This window comes from Listeria kieliensis (assembly GCF_003369925.1).
Lineage (GTDB): Bacteria > Bacillota > Bacilli > Lactobacillales > Listeriaceae > Listeria > Listeria kieliensis_A.
Genome location: NZ_LARY01000003.1, coordinates 182,554 through 209,105, shown reverse-complemented (window position 1 = coordinate 209,105; position 26,552 = coordinate 182,554). Strand labels below are relative to the sequence as shown.

The 26,552-nt window shown below is 40.4% G+C and carries 20 protein-coding genes and 1 pseudogene; 19 read left to right on the top strand and 2 right to left on the bottom strand.

The genetic code is table 11. The features are described 5' to 3' along the window. Positions 1–21 precede the first annotated feature (21 nt). The 5 genes from UR08_RS12385 to fdhD all read left to right on the top strand — a co-directional run bounded on the left by UR08_RS12385 (position 22) and on the right by fdhD (position 12,872). Positions 22–7,974, top strand: coding sequence for an Ig-like domain-containing protein (locus UR08_RS12385; RefSeq protein ID WP_115753975.1), 7,953 nt, complete (start codon positions 22–24; stop codon positions 7,972–7,974). Positions 7,975–8,088: 114 nt separating this feature from the next. Then, positions 8,089–8,364 carry a hypothetical protein gene (locus UR08_RS12380; protein WP_115753974.1) on the top strand — a complete coding sequence of 92 codons (276 nt, stop codon included), beginning with the start codon at positions 8,089–8,091 and terminating at the stop codon, positions 8,362–8,364. 200 nt (positions 8,365–8,564) lie between these two features. Beyond that, positions 8,565–11,549: a formate dehydrogenase subunit alpha gene (fdhF, locus tag UR08_RS12375; RefSeq protein WP_115753973.1), complete on the top strand. Its 2,985-nt coding sequence runs from the start codon at positions 8,565–8,567 to the stop codon at positions 11,547–11,549. Next, positions 11,542–12,018: a helical membrane plugin domain-containing protein gene (locus UR08_RS12370; protein WP_115753972.1), complete on the top strand. Its 477-nt coding sequence runs from the start codon at positions 11,542–11,544 to the stop codon at positions 12,016–12,018. Before fdhF ends, UR08_RS12370 begins: the two co-directional genes overlap by 8 nt. Positions 12,019–12,074: 56 nt before the next feature. Continuing rightward, positions 12,075–12,872, top strand: coding sequence for a formate dehydrogenase accessory sulfurtransferase FdhD (gene fdhD, locus UR08_RS12365; RefSeq protein WP_115753971.1), 798 nt, complete (start codon positions 12,075–12,077; stop codon positions 12,870–12,872). A gap of 31 nt (positions 12,873–12,903) precedes the next feature. Here the strand turns inward: fdhD and UR08_RS12360 are convergent, their stop codons facing one another. Next, complete coding sequence (locus UR08_RS12360; protein WP_165849996.1) at positions 12,904–13,758, bottom strand: alpha/beta hydrolase; 855 nt, start codon at positions 13,756–13,758, stop codon at positions 12,904–12,906. 128 nt (positions 13,759–13,886) lie between these two features. Between UR08_RS12360 and UR08_RS12355 the strand changes: the two genes are divergently transcribed. The 13 genes and pseudogenes from UR08_RS12355 (at position 13,887) to UR08_RS12295 (ending at position 25,590) form a co-directional block, all read left to right on the top strand. Then, on the top strand, positions 13,887–14,708 hold the full coding sequence (locus tag UR08_RS12355) for an HAD family hydrolase (protein ID WP_115753969.1): 822 nt from the start codon (positions 13,887–13,889) through the stop codon (positions 14,706–14,708). Between the two features lie 66 nt (positions 14,709–14,774). Continuing rightward, entirely contained in the window at positions 14,775–15,035 is a 261-nt protein-coding gene (locus UR08_RS12350) for a hypothetical protein (RefSeq protein WP_115753998.1), read from the top strand. Between the two features lie 117 nt (positions 15,036–15,152). Next, entirely contained in the window at positions 15,153–16,175 is a 1,023-nt protein-coding gene (locus UR08_RS12345; RefSeq protein ID WP_115753968.1) for a zinc-binding alcohol dehydrogenase family protein, read from the top strand. Beyond that, complete coding sequence (locus UR08_RS12340; protein WP_115753997.1) at positions 16,168–16,692, top strand: dihydrofolate reductase family protein; 525 nt, start codon at positions 16,168–16,170, stop codon at positions 16,690–16,692. The genes UR08_RS12345 and UR08_RS12340 overlap by 8 nt, the downstream gene beginning before the upstream one ends. 2 nt (positions 16,693–16,694) lie before the next feature. Beyond that, positions 16,695–17,327 carry a nicotinamidase gene (locus UR08_RS12335; RefSeq protein ID WP_115753967.1) on the top strand — a complete coding sequence of 211 codons (633 nt, stop codon included), beginning with the start codon at positions 16,695–16,697 and terminating at the stop codon, positions 17,325–17,327. A gap of 27 nt (positions 17,328–17,354) precedes the next feature. Then, positions 17,355–17,969 carry a DUF1648 domain-containing protein gene (locus UR08_RS12330; protein WP_115753966.1) on the top strand — a complete coding sequence of 205 codons (615 nt, stop codon included), beginning with the start codon at positions 17,355–17,357 and terminating at the stop codon, positions 17,967–17,969. Positions 17,970–18,125: 156 nt separating this feature from the next. Beyond that, on the top strand, positions 18,126–19,790 hold the full coding sequence (locus UR08_RS12325; RefSeq protein WP_115753965.1) for a peptide ABC transporter substrate-binding protein: 1,665 nt from the start codon (positions 18,126–18,128) through the stop codon (positions 19,788–19,790). A gap of 147 nt (positions 19,791–19,937) precedes the next feature. Next, a pseudogene (locus UR08_RS12320) lies at positions 19,938–20,895 on the top strand (glycosyltransferase family 2 protein). Between the two features lie 11 nt (positions 20,896–20,906). Continuing rightward, on the top strand, positions 20,907–22,388 hold the full coding sequence (locus tag UR08_RS12315) for a DUF6056 family protein (RefSeq protein WP_115753964.1): 1,482 nt from the start codon (positions 20,907–20,909) through the stop codon (positions 22,386–22,388). 186 nt (positions 22,389–22,574) lie between these two features. Next, complete coding sequence (locus UR08_RS12310; RefSeq protein WP_115753996.1) at positions 22,575–22,898, top strand: YxeA family protein; 324 nt, start codon at positions 22,575–22,577, stop codon at positions 22,896–22,898. 24 nt (positions 22,899–22,922) lie between these two features. Continuing rightward, positions 22,923–23,123, top strand: coding sequence for a hypothetical protein (locus UR08_RS12305; RefSeq protein ID WP_115753963.1), 201 nt, complete (start codon positions 22,923–22,925; stop codon positions 23,121–23,123). 299 nt (positions 23,124–23,422) lie between these two features. After that, a complete protein-coding gene (lipL, locus tag UR08_RS12300; protein WP_276309298.1) occupies positions 23,423–24,259 on the top strand; it encodes a lipoyl-[GcvH]:protein N-lipoyltransferase in 837 nt (278 codons plus the stop codon). 17 nt (positions 24,260–24,276) lie between these two features. Continuing rightward, positions 24,277–25,590, top strand: coding sequence for an HD domain-containing protein (locus UR08_RS12295; RefSeq protein WP_115753962.1), 1,314 nt, complete (start codon positions 24,277–24,279; stop codon positions 25,588–25,590). Between the two features lie 32 nt (positions 25,591–25,622). Here UR08_RS12295 and UR08_RS12290 read toward each other — a convergent pair whose 3' ends face one another. Then, complete coding sequence (locus UR08_RS12290; RefSeq protein ID WP_115753961.1) at positions 25,623–25,808, bottom strand: 2-hydroxymuconate tautomerase; 186 nt, start codon at positions 25,806–25,808, stop codon at positions 25,623–25,625. A 73-nt stretch (positions 25,809–25,881) separates the two neighbouring features. Between UR08_RS12290 and UR08_RS12285 the strand changes: the two genes are divergently transcribed. After that, a complete protein-coding gene (locus UR08_RS12285) occupies positions 25,882–26,538 on the top strand; it encodes a site-2 protease family protein (RefSeq protein WP_115753960.1) in 657 nt (218 codons plus the stop codon). The last annotated feature ends 14 nt before the right edge of the window (positions 26,539–26,552 follow it).

The following is a 26,552-nucleotide window of genomic DNA, read 5'->3' as shown; positions in this document are numbered from 1 at the left end:
AGAATAAGAGGTGAGTATTTTTTGAAAAAGTTTAGATTGATTAACGTTTTGCTAATAGCGCTAATGATTATAAATATTTTGGCGCCTAGTATTTCTGCATTTGCTGTGGAAAACTCAAGCGGTAAAAGTCTTGGCAAGACCGGGACAGCTTCTGTTAGTGCAACTTTTTTCGAAGATTTAAATGGAAATTATACGCAGGATCCTGATGAAGCGGGTGTTCCAGGAGTCACTGTGACATTATATGATGCGAGCACATTAAAAGCAGTGGAAACTCAAGAAACAGATGCGTCGGGTAAGTATAATTTTACCAATCTGCCGGCTGGTAGATATTATTTGAATGTCAAAGCACCTGAAGGCTATAAGTTGTTCACACAAGGATCACTTGGATTCGGTCCAGATGGAAATTCAGGTTACTTTTCAATTAGTGAAGGACAAGTTTTCACAGAAGGTTGGGGAGGGTTATACCCAACAACAGCGATGGTATCAGGCTCAGTATTTGGTGATGAAAATAAAAATGGTGCGCAAGATGGCTCAGAAAAAGGAATTCCAGGAATAGAATTAGGTTTGTATTTATCTGGAAGTTCTACGCCGCTACAAACTGTTAAATCTGACACGACGGGTAAATACCTTTTTAAGAAAATAACAACGGGTCAAACTTATGAAGTGCGAACCATTTCTGTGCCGCCAAAATATCAAGTTATTAAAAATAGTAACTTCGATAACACGGGTAAAAGTATCCCTCTTTTCTTAAATTCAGGAGACAACAGACAGAATATTAATTTGGCTCTTTATGAGAATGTACCCGTTACAGGGTTAACCGTGACGCCAGAAAAGCTTTATGAGGAAGTTGGCAACAAAGGAAAAATCACGGCTAATGTTTTACCAAGCAATGCAAGCAATAAAGAGGTTTTGTACTCCTCAGAAGATAGCTCAATTATTAGTGTTGATAGTGCGGGAAATTGGATTGCAAAAGCCGCTGGAACGACTAGAATCAAAGTGTCTAGTGTAAGCAATCCAGAACAGTTTGCATATGTAGACGTAACGGTAGTGGAAACGAAGAATTCTGCTATTAATGGGATTATTTCTAAAAGTGATGGCACGGGTTTTAGTGGCATAAGTGTTTCACTGATTGAAGTTGGAACGGATAAAGTTATTGGAAGTACGACGACTTCTCAAACGGGTTCCTATTCATTTACCGGATTGAAAAATGGGAATTACTATGTTTCTGTTTCAATTCCAAAAGATTATGAGGTTAAAAATGGAAACGACTATTTTGATACAACCGGAAAAACAGGTTATTTAAAAGTGGATGGAAGTAACATCTTGTCAGGCATTAATTTGCAGTTGAAAGAAAAAGATGTGTATGCTTCTTCTATTACTGTTACACCAAGCAAAATTGATGCGATAACGGGGGATACAGGTAACATTACGACGACATTTGAACCAGCGAATACAAATCACAAAAAAGTGACGTATACGGTTGGGAATCTCGGAATTATTTCTGTAGATCCTGTTACTGGAGTATGGACAGCGAAAAATCCAGGAACTACAACAATTACAGTAACAGCAGAAGGTGGAGCGAGTAAAACCATTGATGTCGTTGTAAGAAGTAAGGCGAATTCTCATATTGGCGGTAAAATTGTGGATTCGAATAATCTTGGGGTTGCGAATGCTCGGTTGACGCTTTATAGGTGGAATGGAGAAATTGTTGGAACGCAAACTACTACAAGCGATGGTCTTTATGACTTTGGCGGTTTGTCGGCAATGGATTATTACGTCAAATTAGAAGTGCCAGATGGTTATAAATTTGTTTCTTCTAATTATTTTTTCCAAGGTCAAACAGGTTACCTCAAGGTAGATGGGACTCAAAATATTAGTGATGTTAATGCGATTGTTGATGTTGCTAATCCGAAAAGTTCGGCGATAAGTGGGAAAATTACAGACTTATCAAATGGAAACATTGGGATGAGTCAAGTGAAAGTCTCGCTCTTTTATGCAAGTACTGGTGAAAGTGTTTCGACCGTGACGAGTGCGGATGGAAGTTATTCATTTGACGGTCTGAAAGCGGGCTATTATTATTTGAAACTAACAGCTCCGGAAGGCTATGAATTAGGTAACTCAGAGAAATTCTATCAAGATTTAACGACAGCCTATATTTATGTAGATGGTAAAAGTAAAGCTACTGATTATAATGCGGCGCTAAAGAAAAAAGTTCCAGCCAATCAGTCTAGTTTATCTGGAAAAATTAATTTGTTAAATGTAGGTGGATACGGTGATGTAGCATTAGATTTGTATTCTGCAAGTGGAATAAAACAAGCAACAGTCCAAACGGACGCAAGTGGTGCGTATTCTTTTGCGAATTTGGAAAAAGGAACTTATTACATCAAACTGAACATACCAACAGGTAAAGAGATTTTTTATTCAAATGGTTTTGGCGGTGATGGTGTATCAGGTTTCTATGAAATAACAGGTAGTAACACAATTGGTGGTATTGATGCGACTTTACGGGATAAAGATGTTCCTGTAACGGGTATAACTGTTGAACCGAAAGAATTGAACCAAGTTGTGGGAGATACAGGCAAACTAAAAGTAACATTTACACCAAGTAATGCAACAAATCAAACCTTGACTTACACAAGTGCGAATCCAGAAATTATGACAGTGGATAAAGATGGGAACTGGACGGCTGTTGGACCTGGTAAAACAACGATTACCGTGAAAACAGCGAATGGCTTAACAGCTGAAGTTCAAGTCACAGTTAAACAGAAAGAAAAATCTTCACTTGCGGGTACCGTTAAGGATAAAACATCGGGCTTAGGCTACAGCGGATTGACTGTCATTCTTTATGATATTACGGGGAAACCAATCGGCCAAACAGTCACAAACTCAACAGGAAGTTATTTGTTTGATGGTTTAGTGCAAGGAACTTATTATTTAAAATTAAGTATTCCAGCAGGTAAAGAAATCACAACCCCAAGTTCGTTTGGTGGCGATGGTGTATCTGGCTTTTATGATGTAACAGGAGTAAATTCTATTACCGGAATCGACGCGACTTTGAAAGACAAAGAAGTTCCTATAGAAAATCTTGTCGTTGAGCCGAAAGAGTTAAACCAAATTGTTGGGGATACGGGTAAGTTAAATGTAACGATTACACCAAGCAATGCAACGAATAAGACGCTAACTTATACAAGTGCGAACCCAGAAATTATGACAGTGGATAAAGACGGAAACTGGGTGGCGGTGGCACCTGGTAAGACAACGATCACGGTAAAAACAGCGAACGGTTTAACGGCTGAAGTCCAAGTGACGGTCAAAGCGAAAGAGATTCCAGTAGAAAGCCTTACCGTTGAACCAAAGGAATTAAATCAAATTGTTGGCGATACAGGTAAGCTAAATGTAACGATCACGCCAAATAATGCGACGGATAAGACGCTAACTTATACAAGTGCGAATCCGGAAATTATGACGGTAGATAAAGATGGCAACTGGAAAGCCATAGCACCAGGCAAGACAACAATTACTGTGAAAACCGCGAATGGTCTTACTGCCGAAGTCCAAGTGACGGTAACCCCACAAGAAAAATCTTCACTTTCAGGGACTGTAAAAGATAAAGTTTCAGGAATCGGTTATAGTGGTTTAACCATTGTTTTGTATGGCTTTGATGGGACACCAATTGGGCAAACAGTTACCGGGGTTTCTGGTAGCTACGCATTTAATAACCTTCCAAAAGGAACATATTATTTAAAATTAACGGTTCCATCGGGAAAAGAAATTACAATTCCAAGTTCGTTTGGTGGGGACGGAGTATCGAGTTTTTACGATTTAACTGGGGCAAATTCTGTGGCTGGAATTGATGCAACACTTAAAGATAAAGATGTTCCGGTGACGGGGATTACCGTTGAACCAAAGGAACTCAATCAAACTGTTGGGGATAAAGGCAAACTAAATGTAACTATTAACCCAAGCAACGCAACCGATAAAAGCTTGACGTATACAAGCGCTAATCCAGAGATTATGACAGTGGATAAAGATGGTAACTGGGAAGCTGTGGCACCAGGAAAAACAACGATCACGGTAAAAACAGCAAATGGGCTAACGGCAGAAGTGCAAGTGACGGTCAAAGCAAAAGAGATCCCGGTAGAGAGTCTTACCGTTGAACCGAAGGAGTTAAACCAAATTGTTGGGGATACTGGCAAGCTAAATGTGACCATCACGCCAAATAATGCGACAGATCAAAGTTTAACCTTTACAAGTGCGAATCCGGAAATTATGACAGTGGATAAAGATGGCAACTGGAAAGCGGTAGCACCAGGTAAGACAACAATTACTGTGAAAACCGCGAATGGTCTTACTGCTGAAGTTCAAGTGACAGTAAATCCGCAAGAAAAATCTTCACTTTCAGGAACTGTAAAAGATAAAGTTTCAGGGATTGGTTATAGCGGGTTAACGGTCATTTTATACAGCATTGATGGCAAACCAATTGGACAAACAGTTACTGGAGTTTCTGGAAGCTATGTGTTTAGTAATTTGCCGAAGGGAACTTATTATTTGAAGTTGATGGTTCCTACAGGAAAAGAAATTACGATTCCAAGTTCATTTGGTAGCGATGGCGTATCGAGTTTCTATGATTTAACTGGAACAAATTCTATAACTGAAATTGATGCGACGCTTAAAGATAAAGATGTTCCAGTTGAAGGAATTACGGTTGAGCCGAAGGAACTCAATCAAATTGTTGGTGATACAGGTAAGTTAAACGTGACGATCACGCCAAGCAATGCAACGGATCAGGCATTAACTTATACAAGTGCTAATCCAGAAATCATGACGGTGGATAAAGATGGTAACTGGAAAGCAGTAGCACCTGGCAAAACAACAATTACTGTGAAAGCGGCGAATGGTATTACTGCCGAAGTTCAAGTAACAGTTAAAGCGAAAGAGATTCCAGTGGAAAGTATCACAGTGGAACCAAAAGAATTGAACCAAATTGTTGGCGATACAGGTAAGTTAAATGTAACGATCACACCAAATAATGCAACAGATCAAAGTTTAACCTTTACGAGTGCTAATCCAGAGATTATGACAGTGGATAAAGATGGTAACTGGAAAGCGGTAGCACCTGGTAAAACAACGATTACGGTAAAAACAGCGAATGGTCTTACTGCTGAAGTTCAAGTGACAGTAAATCCACAAGAAAAATCTTCACTTTCAGGAACTATAAAAGATAAGTCTTCAGGAATTGGATATAGTGGTTTGACAGTTACATTATATAGTTCTGACGGAAAAGCTCTTGGACAAACAGTTACAGGGATTTCTGGTAAATATGTATTCAATAACTTGCCTAAAGGCACTTACTATTTGAAATTAAATATTCCTGATGGAAAAGAAGTCGCAGTTCCAAGTTCGTTTAGCGAAGATGGGGTTTCGAATTTTTATGATTTGACTGGAGCAGATTCGATTGCTGGAATTGATGCAATGCTAAAAGATAAGTCTATTCCTGTAGAAAGTCTCACAGTTGAGCCGAAGGAACTCAATCAAATTGTTGGGGATACAGGTAAGTTAAGTGTGACGATCACACCAAGCAACGCGACCGACAAGTCGTTAACTTATACGAGTGCCGATCCGGAGATTATGACAATAGATCAAGCTGGGAATTGGGTAGCCAAAGCTCCGGGTAAAACAACGATTACAGTAAAAGCTGCGAACGGTATTACAGCGACTGTTCAAGTAACAGTCAAGGCGAAAGATATCCCAGTGGAAAGTATTACAGTGGAACCGAAAGAGTTGAACCAAATTGTTGGGGATACGGGTAAGTTAAATGTAACGATCACACCAAGCAATGCAACTGATCAGACATTAACTTATACAAGTGCGAATCCAGAGATTATGACAATAGATAAAGACGGCAACTGGAAAGCGGTAGCACCAGGTAAAACAACAATCACGGTGAAAACAGCGAATGGCATTACAGCGACTGTTCAAGTAACGGTTAAAGCGAAAGATATCCCAGTGGAAAGCATTACGGTAGAACCGAAAGAATTGAACCAAATTGTTGGGGATACGGGCAAGCTAAACGTAACCATTACACCAAGCAACGCGACTGACAAGTCATTAACTTATACGAGTGCCGATCCAGAAATTATGACGGTAGATCAATCTGGGGATTGGGTAGCTGTAGCACCCGGTAAAACAACAATCACGGTGAAAACAACGAATGGCATTACAGCGACTGTTCAAGTGACAGTTAAAGCAAAAGACATCCCAGTGGAAAGTATCACAGTGGAACCAAAAGAATTGAATCAAATTGTTGGCGACACAGGTAAGCTAAATGTAACGTTTTCGCCAAGCAATGCAACGGATAAGACGTTAACTTTTACAAGTGTCAATCCAGAGATTATGACAGTAGATAAAGATGGTAACTGGGTAGCAAAATCTGTTGGTAAAACAACTTTGATTGTAACGACAAAAAATGGTTTGATGTCATATGTTCAAGTGACGGTTAAAGCAAAAGATATTCCAGTCGAAAGCATCACAGTGGAACCAAAAGAATTGAACCAAGTGGTCGGTGACATGGGCAAGTTAAACGTGACATTTACGCCAAACAATGCAACAGATCAAAGTCTAACCTTTACAAGCGCTAATCCAGATATCATGACAGTGGATAAAGACGGAAATTGGATAGCGAAATCTGTTGGTAAAACAACTTTGATTGTAACGACAAAAAATGGCTTGATGTCATTTGTTCAAGTGACAGTCAAAGCGAAAGACATTCCAGTAGAAAGTATCACAGTGGAACCAAAGGAATTGAATCAAATTGTTGGCGACATGGGTAAACTAAATGTGACAATTTCGCCAAGTAATGCGACGGACAAGACGTTGTCATATACAAGTGCAGATTCAGGGATTATGACAATAGATCAAGCGGGTAATTGGGTAGCTAAAGCACCCGGTAAGACAACCATTACAGTGCGTGCGTCGAATGGCATTACAGCGACTGTTCAAGTAACGGTCAAAGCGAAAGACATTCCAGTCGAAAGCCTTACAGTGGAACCAAAAGAATTGAATCAAATTGTTGGGGATACAGGCAAACTAAATGTGACAATCTCACCAAGCAATGCAACCGATAAAACATTAACTTATACGAGTGCCGACCCAGGGATTATGACGATAGATCAATCAGGAAATTGGGTGGCTAAAGCTCCAGGTAAGACAACGATTACGGTGCGTGCTTATAATGGAGTTACAGCTTATGTTCAAGTAACAGTTAAAGCAAAAGATATTCCAGTGGACAACATTACAGTGGAGCCAAAAGAGTTAAACCAAATCGTTGGTGATACAGGTAAGCTAAATGTGACCATCTCACCAAGTAATGCGACTGACAAGACATTAACTTATACAAGTGCAAATCCAGAAATCATGATGATAGATCAATCAGGAAATTGGGTAGCCAAGGCACCTGGAAAGACAACGATTACGGTACGCACGTCCAATGGCATCACAGCAACTGTTCAAGTGACTGTTACTAAAAAAGTGAGCCAAGGAGTCGGTGTTACTTTCTACGACTATCCAAGGTCACTCGGTTACTTTGTTGAGAAGGGAACGGGAACAGCTGTAAACTTTGACGATGACTACAACAACGAAGAACCATATCCGGGTCTTGGAACAGATTACTATAAAGTGAAAAAAGTCGGATATGTGACGGTCAAAGAAACGGGTAGATATACTTTCTCCGTTGAAACAGATGACGCTGGAACCGTTTATTTAGATGATGAAAAAATTATTGACCATGATAATGTGATTGGTGGAGCTCTATCCAACTTCCGCTACTTACAAGCTGGGCAAACAATTAAGATTACAACGGAACATTTTAATAAGGAAGCGCCAGTTTCTTACTTCCACTTGAAATGGCAAACGCCAAGTAATCCATATTCACCAGCTTCAATTCCAGATGCGGATATTGTGATGGATGCAAAATGATTTTTGAGAGATTGTAAATTTTATTAAAGTTGTTTAACAGATGGTCAGGAGGGGCGAGAAACTTCAAATTCTATGTTATGCTTGATAGCAAATCAAGTCGAAGGAGGCGTTTCTATGCCGCTGTTTGATCAATTGAAAAACTTGGCCGGGGATAAGCTTACGGAATTCCTCGGTGGCACTGGCGAACAAATTTCGGAAACCACGGAAGAAGTGACGAATCAAGTTGAAGCTGGCACGGATAAAGTGACGGAAACCGTTGAACAAGTTGATCCAAGTGAGTTAACGGGCGGTCTTAGCGACAAGGTGGATGAAGTGAAAAATTCCATCGGAGAACAGCTCGGCGCACCTACTGATTTGTTAAACAACGTCAAAGATTTTTTCAAAAAATAGTTAGAGAGAAGCTGTAATCGGGTATATATTTCCGGTTGCAGCTTTTTTTATTTGAACAATCATTCGAGATAGCGGAATTGGCTATATTACGCTATTTGATAAGCATTCTCAATTAAAGTTTTACTGTGAAATTCACATAAAATCTGCTATAATCAAAAGTATGTAATCGTTTTCTTAAATAGTAAGGAGGAGGAGCTTTTATGGCAGGAAGAATCACCGTTCAGATTAACGGGAAGCCACATGAGGTGGATGAAGGGCAACGAATTTTAGACTATCTGAATGAACAAGAAATTAAACATCCGCATATTTGTTACAGTGAGCAAATGGGACCTATCCAATCTTGCGACACTTGTATGTGCGAAGTGGACGGCGAATTAATGCGTGCTTGTAGTACTGAATTTAAGCCGGGTATGAAGATTGAAACGGATTCTGAAAAAGCAACGGATGCACAACTTGAAGCCATGGACCGCATTTTAGAAAATCATTTGTTGTACTGTACGGTTTGCGATAATAATAACGGGAATTGTCGTGTACATAATACAACGGAACTGTTAGGCATTGAAGGCCAGTCACGTCCGTACCGCGAAAAGGGTTATCTAAATGATTTTTCGCATCCATTTTATCGTTATGATCCAGATCAATGTATTCTTTGTGGGCGCTGTGTCGAAGCTTGTCAAAGTGTCCAAGTCAATGAAACGCTATCGATCGATTGGGAAAGAGATCAGCCGAGAGTTATTTGGGATGATGATAAACCGGCGAACCTCTCATCTTGCGTTTCTTGCGGGCTGTGTTCAACGGTTTGTCCTTGTAACGCGATGATGGAGAAATCGATGCTCGGGCAGGCTGGATTTATGACAGGACTAGACGAAGACGTGCTTGATCCGATGATTGATCTTGTGAAAAAAGTGGAGCCAAACTATCAAACTGTTTTTGCGGTTTCTGAAGTTGAAGCGGCCATGCGTGATACACGGACGAAGAAAACGAAAACAGTTTGTACGTTTTGTGGCGTAGGCTGTACGTTTGAGGTTTGGACAAAAGACCGTAAAATTTTGAAAGTAGAACCAACTGGGGAAGGTCCAGTTAATAAGTTTGCCACTTGTGTGAAAGGGAAATTCGGTTGGGACTTTGTGAATGACAAGAAACGTCTCACTTCACCGCTCATGCGAGAAGGCGACGAATTTGTACCGGTTAGCTGGGAAAAAGCGCTTGAAACGATTGGAACGCGTTTGCGGGAAATTCAAGCGAAATACGGCAGTGATGCACTTGGATTTATCAGTTCTTCGAAGACTACAAATGAAGAAAACTATTTGGTGCAAAAGTTGTCACGCCAAGTTTTTGAAACGAATAATGTGGATAACTGTTCACGTTACTGTCAAGCGCCAGCTTCTGATGGTCTTACTCGGACAGTTGGAATCGGGGCGGATTCGGGAACGGTTGAAGATATTGAGTCAGCAGGACTTATCATGCTTGTCGGCTGTTCACCTGCGGATGGGCATCCGGTTATCGCGAGTCGAATCAAGCGGGCGCACAAATATAATGGCGCGAAATTGTTTGTTTCAGATTTGCGTAAACACGAAATGGCAGAACGGGCAGATAAATTTGTTCGACCAAAACAAGGAACGGACTTTGTTTGGCTGACCGCGGTCGCAAAATATATCATCGACCAAGGCTGGCATGATGAAGCCTTTATGAATGAACGCATTTCGAATGTGGATGAGTATTTGGAATTCTTAGCACCGTTTACGTTGCAATATGCGGAACAAGAAACGGGGCTTTCTGTAGATACGCTTAAGGAAATTGCCGAAATGGTTCACGAAGCAGATGGCACTTCGATTTGTTGGGGAATGGGCGTTACGCAAAATATTGCCGGTTCGCATACTTCATCTGCTATCTCAAATCTACTTCTTGTGACCGGAAACTACGGCAGAAATGGAGCTGGGGCATTCCCGCTTCGTGGTCACAATAACGTTCAAGGTGCTTGTGACATGGGCTCACTTCCAAATGTGCTTCCTGGCGTGCAACCGATTGGCGATGCTGATGTAAGAGCTCGCTTTGAAGCGGAATATGGGGTTCCAATTTCGGAAACTCCAGGTCTGAAAAATAACGAGATGCTCGATGCGATTGAAGCAGGCACTTTGCACGGTATGTATCTAGTTGGTGAAGAAATGGCTTGGGTGGATTCTAACTCGAATCACGTTCAAGATACCCTAGCAAAACTTGATTTTCTTGTCGTACAAGATGTCTTTCTTTCAAAAACGGCGCAATTTGCTGATATTGTTTTACCGGCTTCGCCTTCTCTTGAAAAAGAAGGAACGTTTACGAACACAGAACGCCGAGTTCAGCGTCTATACGAAGTTATGAAACCACTTGGCGATTCGAAACCTGACTGGTGGATTACGCAAGAAGTAGCGCGCGCTTGTGGAGCAGACTGGAATTACAGTCATCCTAGCGAAATTATGGACGAAATTGCCCGTCTAGCGCCGTTTTTCCGTGGTGTAAGTTATGACCGAATGGAAGGCTTTGACAGCTTAGTGTGGCCGGTTGATGAAACGGGTCAAGATATGCCGCTTCTTTATAAGGAAAGATTTAATTTCCCTGATGGAAAAGCGCAGTTCTCGACACTTCCTTATGTACCGCCAATTGAATTCCCAGATGAATATGACTTGCAGCTCAATAATGGGCGCTTGCTTGAGCAGTTCCATGAAGGGAACTTGACGGACAAATCGAAGGGGCTAGATTATAAACTTCCAGAAGTATTCGTTGAGATTTCACCGGAGCTTGCAAAAGAACGCGGCGTTGAAAGTGGCTCGCTCGTTCGTTTAAGTTCGCCATATGGCCATATTAAATTGCGTGCAGTTGTAACAGAACGAATGAAAGGAAAAGAAGTTTATGTGCCAATGCACTCTGTGAGCAGTGAAACGGCTGTAAACTTGCTAACAAGTAGTACGGGAGATGTTCGGACGAAGACACCGGCATTTAAACAAACAAAAGTAGCGATGGAAGTTTTACAAAAAGAAGGTAAAAATCCGCTCCCAGAGCATAACCCGCGGAACCGTAAACGCTATCCGCAAAATGGCGTAGAAGTGGAACGGAAATGGAAACGAAATGACTATGTTCCTATTTCAAAAGTGAATTGTGCTTGTGGCGGAAGCTGCGGTTGTAAAGGAGAGAAAGAAAATGGCTGAACCAATTTCAAAAATTCGTGATGTTTCACCTTCTCCAGAGGAAAAGGAAGCGGAACAATTAGAAGAGCTAAAACAAACTATTGCGCAAGATGAATCAGGTTTTAAGGAAATTTTGGAGTTTGTTAAATTGCTTCATGATGCAGGAGCGCTTGAAGCGGTAAATAGCGCTATGAAAGCGAAAGAAGATATTGCGAAGACATTCTTAAATGAATGGCGCAAAGAACCAACGACGAATGCGATCAATAATTTGATGATTTCTGGTCAATTGCTTACAGAAACAAAGCCTGAACAAACGGAAGCGATGATTGGTCAAATGAAAAGTGCTGCGAGCGAAGCGAATAAAGCGGCAAAAGATGAATCAATTGTTGGCTTGTTCGGTTTGATGAAGGCGATGAAAGATCCGGATGTCAATCGGGCGCTGCGTTATGGCATTGCTTTTCTGAAGGAAATGGGTAAAGGATTAAAATAACAAAGAGGGGCCTCCAAGTGTATTGTTTGGAGGCTTTTCCTTAGAGGGGGAGCAGGATGGAGACGAGTGCAAACGAAAGAATGGTTCGTTATGAAGACGGGAAAGCAAAGCGTGATCAAGAAGCGCTTGTTGCGGTTGAATACCCGCTAACCATTTATGTGAACCGTGAAGAGCTCGTTACGATTGTTTGTACACCAGAATATTTGGAAGATCTGGTCATCGGTTTTTTAACTTCGGAAGGTGTTATTCGAGGCGTACAAGACGTTGACCAAATTGAAATTGTAGAATCCACTGGACATGCATATGTGACGGCGAATTTTGTTAACAAATTTAATGCGAAATATCGTGCGAAGCGTTACATTACTTCCTGTTGTGGAAAATCACGCGAAAATTTCTATTTTCAATCGGATGCATCCTTGCTGGAAAGTTTTAATGAAACTTCGATCAGCTTAAAGCCAGAAACGATTTTTCACTTGATGGCTGAATTTGAAGAAGCTTCGAAAACGTTTCACCGGACGGGCGGGGTGCATAATGCAGGTTTGTGTTCAACCGAAGAAGTGCTGCTCACGCGGATGGATATTGGGCGGCACAATGCGCTTGATAAGATTTATGGGCACTGCTTAGAAGCGGGAATGAGTGTAAATGACAAAATTGTGATTTTCAGCGGTCGAATTTCTTCGGAGATCTTAGTAAAAACGGCCAAAATCGGATGTGGCATCATTTTATCTCGTTCCGCCCCGACAGAACTCGCGATTCAAATGGCAGAAGAACTTGGGATTACTGCTGTTGGTTTTATTCGAGAGGAAACGATGAACATTTATAGTCGCCCAGAACGAATTTTGATAGAAAAATAAAAACTGCGGCTCTATCTTAGAGCGGCAGTTTTTATTTGGCCAGTTGATATACGGATTTTTCTGGGGAGGTGTATTCGGCTAGGAACCAGTGAATGAGCTCGATGGATTCCGCAGATTTAAAGATGGCTTGATGACTCGCTTCTTCGCCACGTTCGATTTTTTCCATGTACACGTAGATGTTGTCAAAAATGAGTCGTGAAGAAAGTGCACTTTGAAGCGGGACAACGCTGTCTGTATTATGCTCAGCATCTGAAATGCCTGCGATTGAAAGAAATTCTAAATCGCGTGGATTTTGCTTCTTTTTGGATAGAAAACTCTTGAGCATCGCTGTTTGATGCGCCACGTTTTTGAAATTGGCATCACCCGCGTTGTCTTCCTCACTTAAGTCGTTAAACGGCGCACCGAGCGTAATAATTTTTTGAAAACGCGGAGTGGCTTGATTGTCCTGCACGTACGCAGAAAGGGCTAAGCCGCCGTTTGAATAGCCCACGCCATCCATTTTCTTGAATTTAAAGTGCTTTTCAAGATCATCTGTCGCAATCCGGAGCCATTTTGCCCAGTCGCTAATGGGCGCTTCATTGTCTTCAAACGCCACCGCAATAATAGGATGTTTCGCATTTTTGGTCAGTTTTCCCCGGTACGAGAGCTCGCCTTTCGAGCTAATTAAAACCTCCAGTTTCTCGTTCGAAAAATGGTATCTATCTTGTAGGTTTTCGCTGATTTCGTCAAGCGTGTGCTCATTTCCGCCACTCCCATGGACAAGAATAATCGGGACGGTGTTGCTCAAATTGACGGAATCTGGCGCTTCGAGTGTTTCTGGCTCGGAACAACCGGCTACGAGAAAAAGCAAAGCAGTAAGGAAAAGGATTTTTAAGCAGTTGCGCAAAAGAATGACCTCCAGATTTTGAAAATTTGGCTTTATTATAGCATAATAACGAGAAGCAGGCGTGACAAACTAGTCATTTCGGGCTATAATTCGAGTAGACTGAACCTGAAAGAAGGACGTGTAAAAGAATGATAAATACGATTGTAACGGATATGGATGGAACGCTGCTTGTCACTAAGGGAGATCAGATAGAAGCGAACAACAAAGCGGTTCTTTTGGACTGGCAAAAAGCAGGAAAAAAACTCTTTTTAGCAACGGGAAGGCTCGATTTAGCGATTTTGCCATTTATTCATGAACTGAAAATTACGCTTCCGGTGATTTCGTGTAACGGTGGGCTCGTTCGCGATTTTTCAACGGGAGAAATTTTATATAAAAGTAGTTTAGCGCGCGAAACGATTGAAGCCGTTCTCGCTGTGCTTTCTGAGCTAGAAGTCGATTATCATATTTATACAACAGAGCGAATTCTGGGGCCTTCGAATACGGGGAAAATTGCTTTCTTTAATGAACAAAATAAGCAGCTCCCTGAAAATGAACAAGTGCCGATCACGCTCACAAAAACGCCGCTTGAAGAGCTTGGCGAAGGAGAATTCCCGCTCAAAATTTTAGCGGTTGATGAAGACGAAAATAAGCGCAAGAAAGTCAAGGAAACCTTGGCAGAATTTGATTTGTCTGTGATGTCCTCCGGGAAAAACTTGGTGGATATTATGAACAAGGGAATTGATAAAGCTCATGGTTTGCGCTACCTAGCGGAACATGGCTATCTCGATCTTGCGGAAACGGCTGCATTTGGAGATAACGAAAATGATGTTGGCATGATCGAACTTGCTGAAGTCGGTGTAGCGATGGGAAATGGGATTGAGCTCGCGCGCGAAAAAGCAGACTTTGTCACGACGGATAATGATGCCGGTGGTCTCGCGCAATTTGTGCGTGATGAAATTCTAAAGGGCTAGTAGTCGCTTCCTTCTTTTGCTTCGTGATATGATAAAAACGGAAGGAAATGGGAGGAGCTGATGAAATTGGAAGAAAGTTTTGACCTAGGTTATTTCTTGAAGAAAGCTTTTGTTGTTGCGGCAAGCCTGAGTTTGTTTTTTGTTGCCTTTATTGCCATTTTGACGCTTGTGGGTGTCATTATTGCGATTCCATTACTAAAAAAAGGTAGTGAATTACTTTTTAAGAGTAGTGAAAAAACAGGCGGGAAAAAGTTAAAATGGAAAACGCCAGAATATGAAGCAAAAGTGAAATTTAGCGACAGCCATTTACTGGATGAAAAAAGTTAATACAACGAAAAAAGCCTGTTTAGATGCGATTTCTAGGCAGGCTTTTTCTGAATTTGAAATTGGAAGCTTTACTTTGGTGAGATCGGGGAATAGAAAAAGGAAGAAAGGGTGAAGAGGATGAAAGCGGTAGGACTTTATCGGTATTTGGCTATTGAGGATTCTGAAAGTTTGCTGGATCTTGAACTTGAGGTACCCGTCCCGGAAGCACATGATTTGCTCGTTCGCGTCAAGGCGGTATCTGTTAATCCAGTCGACACGAAACAGCGTGCACCTAAAGAGCGAGTTGAAGCAACGCCGCGGGTTCTTGGTTATGATGCAGTTGGCGAAGTGACCCAAGTCGGAAGCGACGTTAGTTTGTTTGCGGTTGGCGATGAGGTGTATTTTGCAGGCGATGTGACAAGACAAGGAAGCAATGCAGAATATACAAGGATTGATGAACGACTTGCGGCGCACAAGCCCAAAAATTTAACGGATGAAGAAGCTGCTGCGATGCCGCTTACGACGCTTACGGCTTCTGAAGCTTTGTTCGATCGGCTACTGATTACGCCAGAAAAGGATCAAGGGAAATCGATTTTGATCATCAATGGAGCAGGCGGTGTAGGCTCAATTGCCGTGCAGCTGGCGAAACTTGCGGGGCTCAAGGTGATTGCAACAGCGAGTCGACCTGAAACGATCAGCTGGGTGGAAAAGCACGGCGCGGACTTTGTGATCGACCACCATTTGTCGATTCCAGATGAGCTTTCAAAAATCGGCTTCCCAAACGTCGATTATATTTTGTGCTTGCACGATACGTATCGGCACTTTGAAGCAATGGAGCAAGCGATCAAGCCAGAAGGACAAATTTGCACGATCGTGGAACTTAGTCATCCCGTTCAAATGAGTGTTTTGAAAGACAAAAGTGCAGGTTTTCATTATGAATTTATGTTTACGCGATCAAAATATCAAACGACCGATCAAATTCGACAACATGAACTCTTAGAAAATGCGCGTGCTCTTTTTGAATCTGGAGAGCTAAAAAGCACGCTAACGAAAGTTTTGTCACCTATCAACGCGGAAACGATGCGAGATGCACATAAAATTGTAGAATCTGGAAAAATGATCGGAAAACTGGTTGTGAAAGGATTTGATGAAAGTGACTAGTAAACGTGTCTCACTTTATATTGCAGTCAGCTTGGATGGTTATATTGCGGATGAACTTGGAAGTGTGGAATGGCTTGAGAAGATCCAAGGTGAGGGAGATAGTGGCTATGAAGCTTTTTTTGATAGCGTTGATACCGTTGTGATGGGGCGGACAACTTACCAGCAAGTTTTTTCATTAACAGACACTTTTCCGTACAGTAAGAAAGATGTTTACGTGTTTTCACGCTCGAAAAACGAACCGGCTGATGAATATGCTGCTTTTGTTTCAGGAAACGTGCGGGACTGGCTTGCAACAATTGATGGAGCGAATATCTGGCTTGTTGGCGGTGCAGGTCTTGTGCGGCAATTCTTAAAAGAAGAAGCGATCGATAAATTTGTGCTCACGATTGCACCGGTCATACTTGGAAGCGGGATTCCGCTATTTGAAGCAGACCATCCACACAGCCTTAAACTGGAAGAGGTTACGCGTTTTGGCGAATTCGCCCAATTAACTTATGGAAAATTGGAGGAAGAATAAAGATGAAAATTGCAACGTTTGATGTGGATGCGCAAAATGGATTTAGTCCGGTATGTCCAGATGAGCTTCCTGTTCCAGAAGCAGAAGAAATTGTTCCAGAACTTGAATTTATGGCGTCACTTGGGGATGTTCGCGTGGCAAGTAAAGATGCCCATCCAGCAAATGCGGTTTGGGTGGTGGATAAAAGTGAAGATATGCTTAAGCCGCTTGACTATCCAAATGCTGATTTAACATGGGTGAGGCACTGTGAGCCGGGAACAAAGGGGTTTGAACTTCTTAAAGGCCTCCCAAAGCCGACGGAATATGATTATTTTGTTTGGAAGGGAATGGAGCCTGATTTGCATCCATATGGCGCTTGCTATCATGATATTAAAGAAGAACTTTCAACGGGCATAATCGAATTTTTGAAGCAAAAAAAAGTAGATATTGTGGTGGTCGGAGGACTTGCTTTTGATTTTTGTGTCAAAACAACTGTGATTCAGCTTGAAAGAGCGGGTTTCCAAGTGATTGTTTATTTGGGAGCGACACGCGCACTTACAAGCGAGGGTTATCAGGAGACGAAAAAACAGCTAGAAGAAATGACAAACATCAGACTGGTAGAAACGCGGAATGACCTCGCTGTGCTTTTAAATTAATTTTTTAAGTATAGGAAGGTGAAGGAGATGAAAAAAATCGGGATGTTTCCAAGTTTGGTTATTTTAATCACGGTGGCAGCTTCCCTAGTCAGTTATCCGCTACTTCCGGCGGAAATGGCCGTTCATTTCGGCAGTGACTTCTCTCCGGATATGTTCATGCAGAAGTGGCTTGGACTTATCCTGATTCCGTTTTTAATGGTGATGTTCACCGGGACGGAGTATTATGGCAAGGAGAAAGTAAAAGCAGAAAGTAAATTGGAATTTGAATATTGCTTCCGTCTTTTACTAGTTTTACTTGCCATTGTACAACTGAGTTTGATTGCTTACGGGCTTGGTTATGAGATTCCAACAGGGCGATTTGCATTACTTGCGGCGAGCGCTTTTACATTGCTACTTGCCGTTTATCTTAGCTATTCAAAAAAAGTATTTCTTTTCTTGCGGCTTGTTGGCTTTAAAAAAACAGATGCATATGCTAAAAATTTGTGGAAAAAAATTACGATTGCATCGCTTGTCTTTTTTGGTGTGGCATGTTTGATTCTCGCTGTTTTTATGCGAAACGATCCAAGTTACTTTATGATGATCATGGTTGCCGCAGTGTGTATTATTGTTGTTGGATCTGGCGTTTACTTGAATAAAAGATAATTATTAATACAGATTTTGTTTACAACAGGTACAGTTGATACTATAATAAAAGACGGAAGGCTTATCCCGATTTTTAAGTCTCTCGTCTTTTTTTGAGTCCTTTGGAAAGCGCTTCCGAGAAGGAGAAGTACATACAAGAACATAAGGAGGAATAAAATGCGTAAAAGGGGACAGAAGTTTCTAGCAGGTAGTTTGGTACTTGGTGTTTTAGCGCTTACGGCATGTGGCGCGAGCGAAGGGGATTCGGGGGAAAATAAGGACAAACGGGCAGGAGAAAACAAAGTTGTTAATGTTATGGAAACGTCTGCGGTGCCTAGTGTTAACCCGATTACAGCAGACAATGGAGCCAGTTTTAAGGTGGTTAATCAGGTTTTTGAAGGTTTATATCGCTTGGATAAAAAAGGAAAACCTAAGCTCGCACTTGCTGCAAAAGAGCCGACTGTTAAAAATGATGGGAAAACGTTTATTTTTGATATTCGAAAAGATGCGAACTGGTCGGATGGTAGCCCTGTAACGGCAGCTGATTTTGAGTTTGCGTGGAAAAAAGTTGTAGATCCTAAAACAGCGGCGGCTTACGGACCTCAAATGGAAGAAATTGTAAAAAATGCAACACAAGTTTTAAAAGGAGAGCTTCCGCCTAGTGAATTAGGGATTAAAGCTTTAGGCAAGAAGAAGCTTCAAATTGATTTAGAAAACCCGGTACCTATCTTTAAAGAGTTGTTAACAACGGGAACGTTTTTCCCGCAAAAAGAAGCGCAACTTAAAAAAGAAGGCGATCGCTATGGAACAAATAGCGATACACTACTTTCAAATGGACCTTTCCTTTTGAAAAATTGGGATAGTACGAGCCAAACGTTTGATTATGTTAAAAATCCGAAGTATTGGGATAAAAAGAATGTAAAAGCGGATAAAATTCATGTGACAGTTGTAAAAGACACGAATGCCGCGCTTAATTTATATAACACTGGAAAACTCGATCGTGTTGAGCTCGATGGCGATTTTGTGAAGCAATTTGAAAACGATAAAGAGTTTCATAAAATGGCGACAGGTCGATCGGTTTACATGAAAATGAACCAAGGAAAAGACGGAGTAAAAACCGATCTAGCTAATTTGAATATTCGGCGTGGACTTGCGATGGCAATTGATAAGACAGGGCTTGTCGATACATTACTTGCAAATGGCTCGGAGCCGCTTGATGGCGATGTTCCAGGTGGAATTATGTTCAGCCCTGAAAATGGAAAAGATTTTCGAAAGATTAATGGGCCACTCGTGACTTATGATAAAGATGAAGCGAAAAGTTATTTTGAAAAAGGACTCAAGGAACTAGGGAAAACCGAGTTAACACTCACTTTAACAGCGGGTGATACTTCGCTGATTAAAAAGCAAACTGAATTTATTCAAAATCAACTAGAATCGAATTTGCCTGGTTTAACAGTGAAGTTGAAAAATGTTCCCACACAAGTTAGCTTTAAGGCTGATGTCACACAAGACTTTGAACTGCTTCTTGGCGGTTGGGGCGGCGATTATCAAGATCCATTAACTTACCTCAACTTGTTCTTGACAGGTAGCCCTGGCAACCACACAGGTTTTTCAAATGCAAAATATGACGAACTTGTTTTAGGTGCGAAAGGGAAACTCGCAAATGATTTGAACAAACGGTTTGATGCACTTCTTGAAGCAGAACAGATTCTCTTAAAAGATAATGCCGTGTTAATCCCACTTTACCAAGGTGGTCGTGCGTATCTGGAAAAAGCTGATTTAGCGGATTACATTGCTTATCCGATCGGAACAGAAAACTATAAGTGGTTACACAAAAAATAAAAATAGAGATTGAATAAAAACAGCAGCCTGCGGGCTGCTGTTTTTTTGTCTAAAATTATAGTGATATGAGATATTTTTTGTGATAAACTATGAATATAACTGCATTTTAAAAAGCTACAGAATAATATTAAAGGAGGAACACCTTAATTGAAGCTTTTGACTATCTCTGTTCCTGCATACAATGAAGAAACAATGATCGTTCCGCTTTATGAACGTGTTGTGGAAGTAATGGATCAAGTGAAGGAATCTTATACATTTGAACTGCTTTTCATTAATGATGGAAGTAAAGACGGGACACTTGATCAAATGAAAGCCCTACACGAAAAAGATAACCGAGTTGTATATGTTGACTTGTCACGTAATTACGGGAAAGAAGTTGCCATGGCAGCAGGGTTTGATTATGCGAAAGGTGACGCACTTGTTACGATGGATGCTGATTTGCAACATCCTCCAGAAGTGATTTTAGAAATGCTTAAACTTTGGGAGCTAGGCTATGAAGATGTGTATGCTAAAAGAAATCGACGTGAAGGTGAAACATGGCTCAAAAAAGCCACTTCAAAATTGTATTATCGAATTCTTCAAAAAGTCGCGCGCATTCCTGTTCTTCCAGATGCAGGCGATTTTCGTTTGTTAGATAAACGTTGTGTTGAAGCGCTCAAACAAATGCGCGAGTCAAACCGCTATACAAAAGGCCTTTATAGCTGGATTGGTTTCAAAAAAAATAGAAGTAGCGTTCGATGCTGCCCCTCGCTATGATGGGGAATCCAAATGGAGCTACAGGTCACTAATTAACTTGGCGCTTGAAGGAATTACTTCTTATACAACTTTTCCTCTCAGACTTTCTACATATAGTGGTTTTGTTGTATCTGCGGCGGCTTTTATTTATATGGTGTATTTGTTTATCAAAACATTGCTTTTTGGTGCAGACACAAGCGGTTTTCCTTCGCTCATGATCATTATCCTGTTCTTGGGTGGCGTACAGCTTATTAGTATAGGAATTATTGGTGAGTACTTGGGACGGATTTTCCAAGAAGTTAAAAAGAGACCACTTTATTTTGTGGAAAGTTATAACGAAGACAAAGAAATGGTTAACAAGAAGGGATAGAGAGAAAAATAATGGCAAAAAAAATCAACAGTTTACATCTAGTGATTTTCAGTTTTATCTTGTTTGTATTTTACTTTTTTTTATCATATTTGACGCCACTTACGCATGATGACTGGACGTGGGCGATTCACTTTGGGACAGATCGCCTAGGTAATTGGTTTAAAGATTACAATGGCAGATATTTAGGAAATCTAACAGAAATTTTAATTACACGTTCTAACTTTATTCGCTACTTGTTAATGGGGGTTTTGGGGTCAGCGCTCGTTGTTTTACCCCTACTTATTGCAAGAACCAGCAAGTTAACATTAAGTTTCTTGAGCTTTTTCCTCGTGCTTTCAGTTCCGCTTGGCATGTTGAAATCCACCTTTACTTGGGCGGCAGGATTTGCTAATTACAATACAGCTATATTTTGTATTTTGCTGTATATCTTGATTATCAAAAATGTCTTTTATGATAAAGCGCCAAGGTATAGCCCGTTTGTTGTTTGTATAGCTCTTCCATTAGGAGTTGTCTCGCAACTTTTTGTCGAGCATGCCACTATTTACAATGTGTTTGCAGCGCTGTTTATCATCGTATATAGCTTTATGAAGTTCCGTAAATTGTATTTCTTCCAAGCTTTGTACTTTGTTGGGACGCTTATAGGTGCTGTAATCATGTTCACAAATGGAGCCTATGTGAAAATCTTCAGCGGTGCCGACAATTATCGCTCCGTCGAAACAAATCAAGGACTTTTTTCAAGAATCTATGAAGTTTTCTACACGGATATGTATAAGCTGTTCATCATGAACAATATGTGGCTCAACATTGTGCTCGCACTCGTGACAATCTTGTTGCTTGTTAAAGCAGGTAGAAACCTTTCAACGGGATTATTGATTATAAAAAATAGCTTTATTTTTATTTTAACTATCTACGCATTTTACGTGCCGATTGTTAAAAATACACTTCATTTAAGCTTTTTCACAAATCCTGTGAAAAACGCAAATTTTGAAGCGTGGCTATCTGTTTTGTTTTACTTAGTTTTAATTTTAAGTGTCATTCTATTTATTTCGAATCGCAATTTAAAAGTTGAACTTTCCTTTTACTTAATTTCGGCGGCCTTTGTGTCTGCACCACTTTTCTTAATCACGCCAATCGGTGCACGTTGTTTTGTAATTCCGTACCTGATGTTTGTTCTTTACATTATTCGTTTACTTGTTTTTGCCTATGAATCAGATTGGATTGATTTTTCGAATTGGCTGGTTCCAATTGCTGGACTAACAATTGTTGTTGCACTGGCTTATGGTGTTGTTTTTTATCACATCAAAGCGGCCGATAACGAGCGAATGGAAGAAGTGAAACAACAAGTGAAGAGCGGCGAAAAAGCAGTAACCTTAAAACGCCTTCCGTACGAGGACTTTTTATGGAATGGCACGCCAGTTCCAGGTAGTTTCCAAGAAGAAACATTTAAAGTGTACTTTGGAATTCCGAAAGACACAAAATTGATTGTTAAATAAATGATAAAAAACCACTATGCGCACGCAGACCCGATAATAAGGGGCAATGCACGTATAGTGGTTTTTTTATGGGCTGATTCCGATATCAGACTAAGGAATGATATAAGATTCATTCTGCAGCCTTTTTTGATAATGCTCCATTCCCTTTATAATAAGTTTATCAAATCAAATAAGGGAGCAATAAAAATGAAAAGGGCAATATTTGGATTATTAGCTGCAGTTTTTGTAATCGTAATGGTTTTTATTGAACTAGGTTCACCGTTTGCAGAGGCATCTGATACATACACAGTGACAATAAAACATTCAGGTGAAAAAGTTCAGAAAGCAAAGTTTAAAGGCTATGTTTTTAAAGAAGATTGCAAAGCGCCCTCTGGCAAAACTACTCAATTAAAGTTTTATTCAAATGATGAGCTAGAAATGAATAAATCGTATCGCTTAGTCATTCAAGACAATCAGATGGTTGTTCGTTCAAAAGAGCTTTCAGATATACAGGTTGTTTCATCTAAATAATAAAAAGAAATGAGGAGATTGATTATGAATAACTTTTGGAAATACTTTTTAACAGTTGTTTTAGCACTTATTGGTTTAAATATCGTTTTAAAAATTATTGGAATCACTTTACACTTCCTATTCCCGATTCTAATTTTGGCAGGAATTATCTTCTTGCTTTATAAATTGTGGTCTGGAGATAACCGTAAAAATCATAAAAATAGCCGTGACCCCTATGAGTATTAATATCGCTTAAAAAGCTCCCTAGCTTTTCATATAAAAAAACGAGACTTTCCCCAAAGAGTCTCGTTTTTTGTTTGAAGTAAAGGAAGACAAGGGAAAAGAGAAAGAAACGAGAAAGTTGGATGAGTATGAAAAAACAAATTTTCTTTTTAGCAGTCATATTATGTTTTTTTTGGCTTAAACCTAAAAAAGTGAAGTAAAAAAATAAATTTGAAGGCAAATGGCGATTTTAGGGGATTTGCTCCCATAGAGTGGCTTGGTGTGCTATAATAGCAAAAAAGAAAAGTAGAGGAGTTTGCACCGTGACTTTATTGGAAGAAGGCTTACTTAAACAATCAAAATGGCGATTTATTGACCAAACGATTGTAAATCCTGCTTTTAGCGCACTCGAGTCTTATGCAACAGATGACACCCTTTGTCGAACCGTTGGGAAAAAAGATAGCCCACCAACTATGCGTGCATGGGTTCATGAAAAAACAGTTTCGTTAGGAATTCAGGATACCAAGCTTCCTAAGTTGCAAGACGGTATCGCGTTTTTGAAAGAAGCTGGCTATCAAGTTGTTTTGCGCAATTCTGGGGGACTTGCAGTTGTATTAGACCCAGGCGTTTTAAATTTATCTCTTATTTTACCAGACGTAGAACGTGGTATTGCAATCGATCGCGGTTATGAAACCATGTTCACATTAATTAAAGATATGTTTGCTGATTTTGGTCAAATCATTGAGGCGTATGAAATTGCGCATTCTTACTGCCCAGGAAGCTATGATTTGAGCATTGAGGGACGGAAATTTGCTGGAATTGCGCAAAGACGCATGGCAAAAGGCGTTTCTGTACAAATTTATCTTGCAGTAAATGGAAATCAAGATGGACGCTCTGCTCTTATTCGCGAGTTTTATGAGCGAAGCGGAAAAGATTTGCAAGAAAAATACAAATTTCCAGATGTTGATCCAGATGTGATGGGAACTCTATCTGGATCGTTAGAACAAGAATTAATAATCAATGATATTGTTCTACGTTTGCTTAACAGTTTACGCTATTATGCGGGAGAACTTTACTCAAGCACATTAACTGCTGAGGAACTTGACTTGCTCCCCCAATATTTTGAACGTATCATTCAGCGTAACGAAAAAATCAAGTGAAGGGAATGTGACGAAATTTGAGTTACTTTCAACAAAAGATGCCTGAAGGAAAAGTATTCAAAGATCCGGTCCATGGACTTGTGCATGTAAAAGACCAAATTATTTGGGATCTTATTGCGACAAAAGAATTTCAGCGTTTACGTCGAATTCGTCAGTTGGGAACAACTTCGCTCACTTTTCATGGCGCAGAGCATAGTAGGTTTAACCATTCACTAGGGGTCTATGAAATCGTTAGACAAATTTTAGATGTTACCTTTGCTGAAGATACATTTGATGAAACAGAACGGGCTACAGCGCTTTGTGCGGCTCTTTTGCACGATCTTGGACATGGCCCGTTTTCACATGCATTTGAGAAAGTATTCCACACAGATCACGAGGCGTTCACACAAAATATTATTACGGGAAAATCGGAAGTAAGAGATGTACTCATGCGTGCTGGGAAAGACTTCCCGTTTCTTGTGGCTTCAGTCATTAATAAAACACATTCAAATCAAACTCTCGTGAAGCTGATTTCAAGCCAGCTCGACGCTGATCGAATGGATTATTTGCTTCGAGACGCTTACTATACAGGCGTAAGCTATGGGAAATTTGATTTGGAGCGAATTCTGCGGGTTTTACGGCCAAGCCCTGATAGTAATGGAGTAATTATTAAAGAATCGGGGATGCACGCGGTTGAGGATTATTTGATGAGCCGCTATCAAATGTACCAGCAAGTCTATTTCCATCCGGTTAGTCGAAGCGGTGAAGTGCTTTTATGGAAAATCTTAGACCGAGCAAAATCGCTTTATCAAGAAGGATATGAGTTTGCTGTTACGCCAAATGAAGTTTTACCGTTTTTCTGTGAAAATGTAACGCTTGAAGAATATTTAGCGTTAGATGATTCTATTTTAATGTTTTATTTTTCAATTTGGCAAAAAGAAGAAGATGAGATTTTACGAGACTTGTGTAATCGGTTTTTAACAAGGCGGTTGCTACATTATGTCGACTATGAACCGTCACAAGATCAAGCCTTTTACAATCAAATGAAGGGATTGCTAGAAAAAGCAGATGTTGATCCTTCTTACTATCTTGTGATCGATTACTCCTCGGATTTGCCATATGATCTTTATAAACCAGGAGCAAGTACTGGAAAGTCGCCGATTCAGCTTTTGATGCGAAATGGCGAGTTACATGAGCTTTCGACTGAATCACCCGTTGTAGAATCAATCGGAGGTAAAATTCGAACGGATATCAAGTTGTATTTCCCGCTGGATTTCATTGAAAATGGGCGAATTCCAATTGATGTGGCGAAAGAAATGGCGTCGCTCATCCACGAAAAAGAAATGCAGTAAAAAACCTTGCCACGAGCGGCAAGGTTCAGTGATCACAAGTCTGAGCTGCGGATGCCCGCAACACCGTAATCGGTTTTCTTCATTTCTTCTAATACAACATGAATTTTTTCTTTAGGCGCATTTAAGTCAGCTGAGACGACATCTGTCACATTTTTCACAAGTGCCTTTTTTTGGTCGTCACTTCTGCCTTCTAAAAATTTGATAGTTACAATCGGCATGGTTATCACCTCTGCTATTATTTGGATAGTGCCATTATAATATAAATTTTAGGGAAACGAAAGGAATAATTGAATGAGTAACTTTTTAGCTTACCCACTTGAGACGCTTCCATATGTCCTTGTCTCAATTTTAATTGCATTTACTGTCCACGAATGGGCTCATGCTTTTACGGCGCTATTATTTGGCGATGATACGGCCAAAAAAGAAGGGCGCCTCTCTCCGAATCCCTTTGTACATGTGGATCTTATCGGCCTATTGATGGTCATTTTAGTTGGATTTGGCTGGGCTAAACCTACGCCTGTTAACCAGTTTAAATTAAAGAAGCGCCGCTTAGGAAGCATCTTAGTTTCCCTTGCTGGTCCGATCAGTAATTTATTGCTAGCTTTTATTGCAATGGGCATTTTCATGCTTCTTGTTAGCCATGATAATGCCATTTTAACAGGAGCGATTTGGCCTAATTTTTTCACGATTTTTATTCAATTAAATTTAGTGCTGTTTGTTTTTAATTTAATTCCATTTCCGCCACTCGATGGCTATCAAATTGTACTTGAATTTCTGCCAATGCGTTTCCGTGAAAAAATTGCGCCACTTGAGCAATATGCCTTTTTAATTTTTCTTATTATCGCGCTAACCCCGTTATATAATTTTACCATTGGGCCGATTTTTAGGACGGTAATCCCGTTCTTCATCAATAGCATGACGGTATTCTATCAAGGAATTTTCTTCTAGGTGATTTGCTTTTC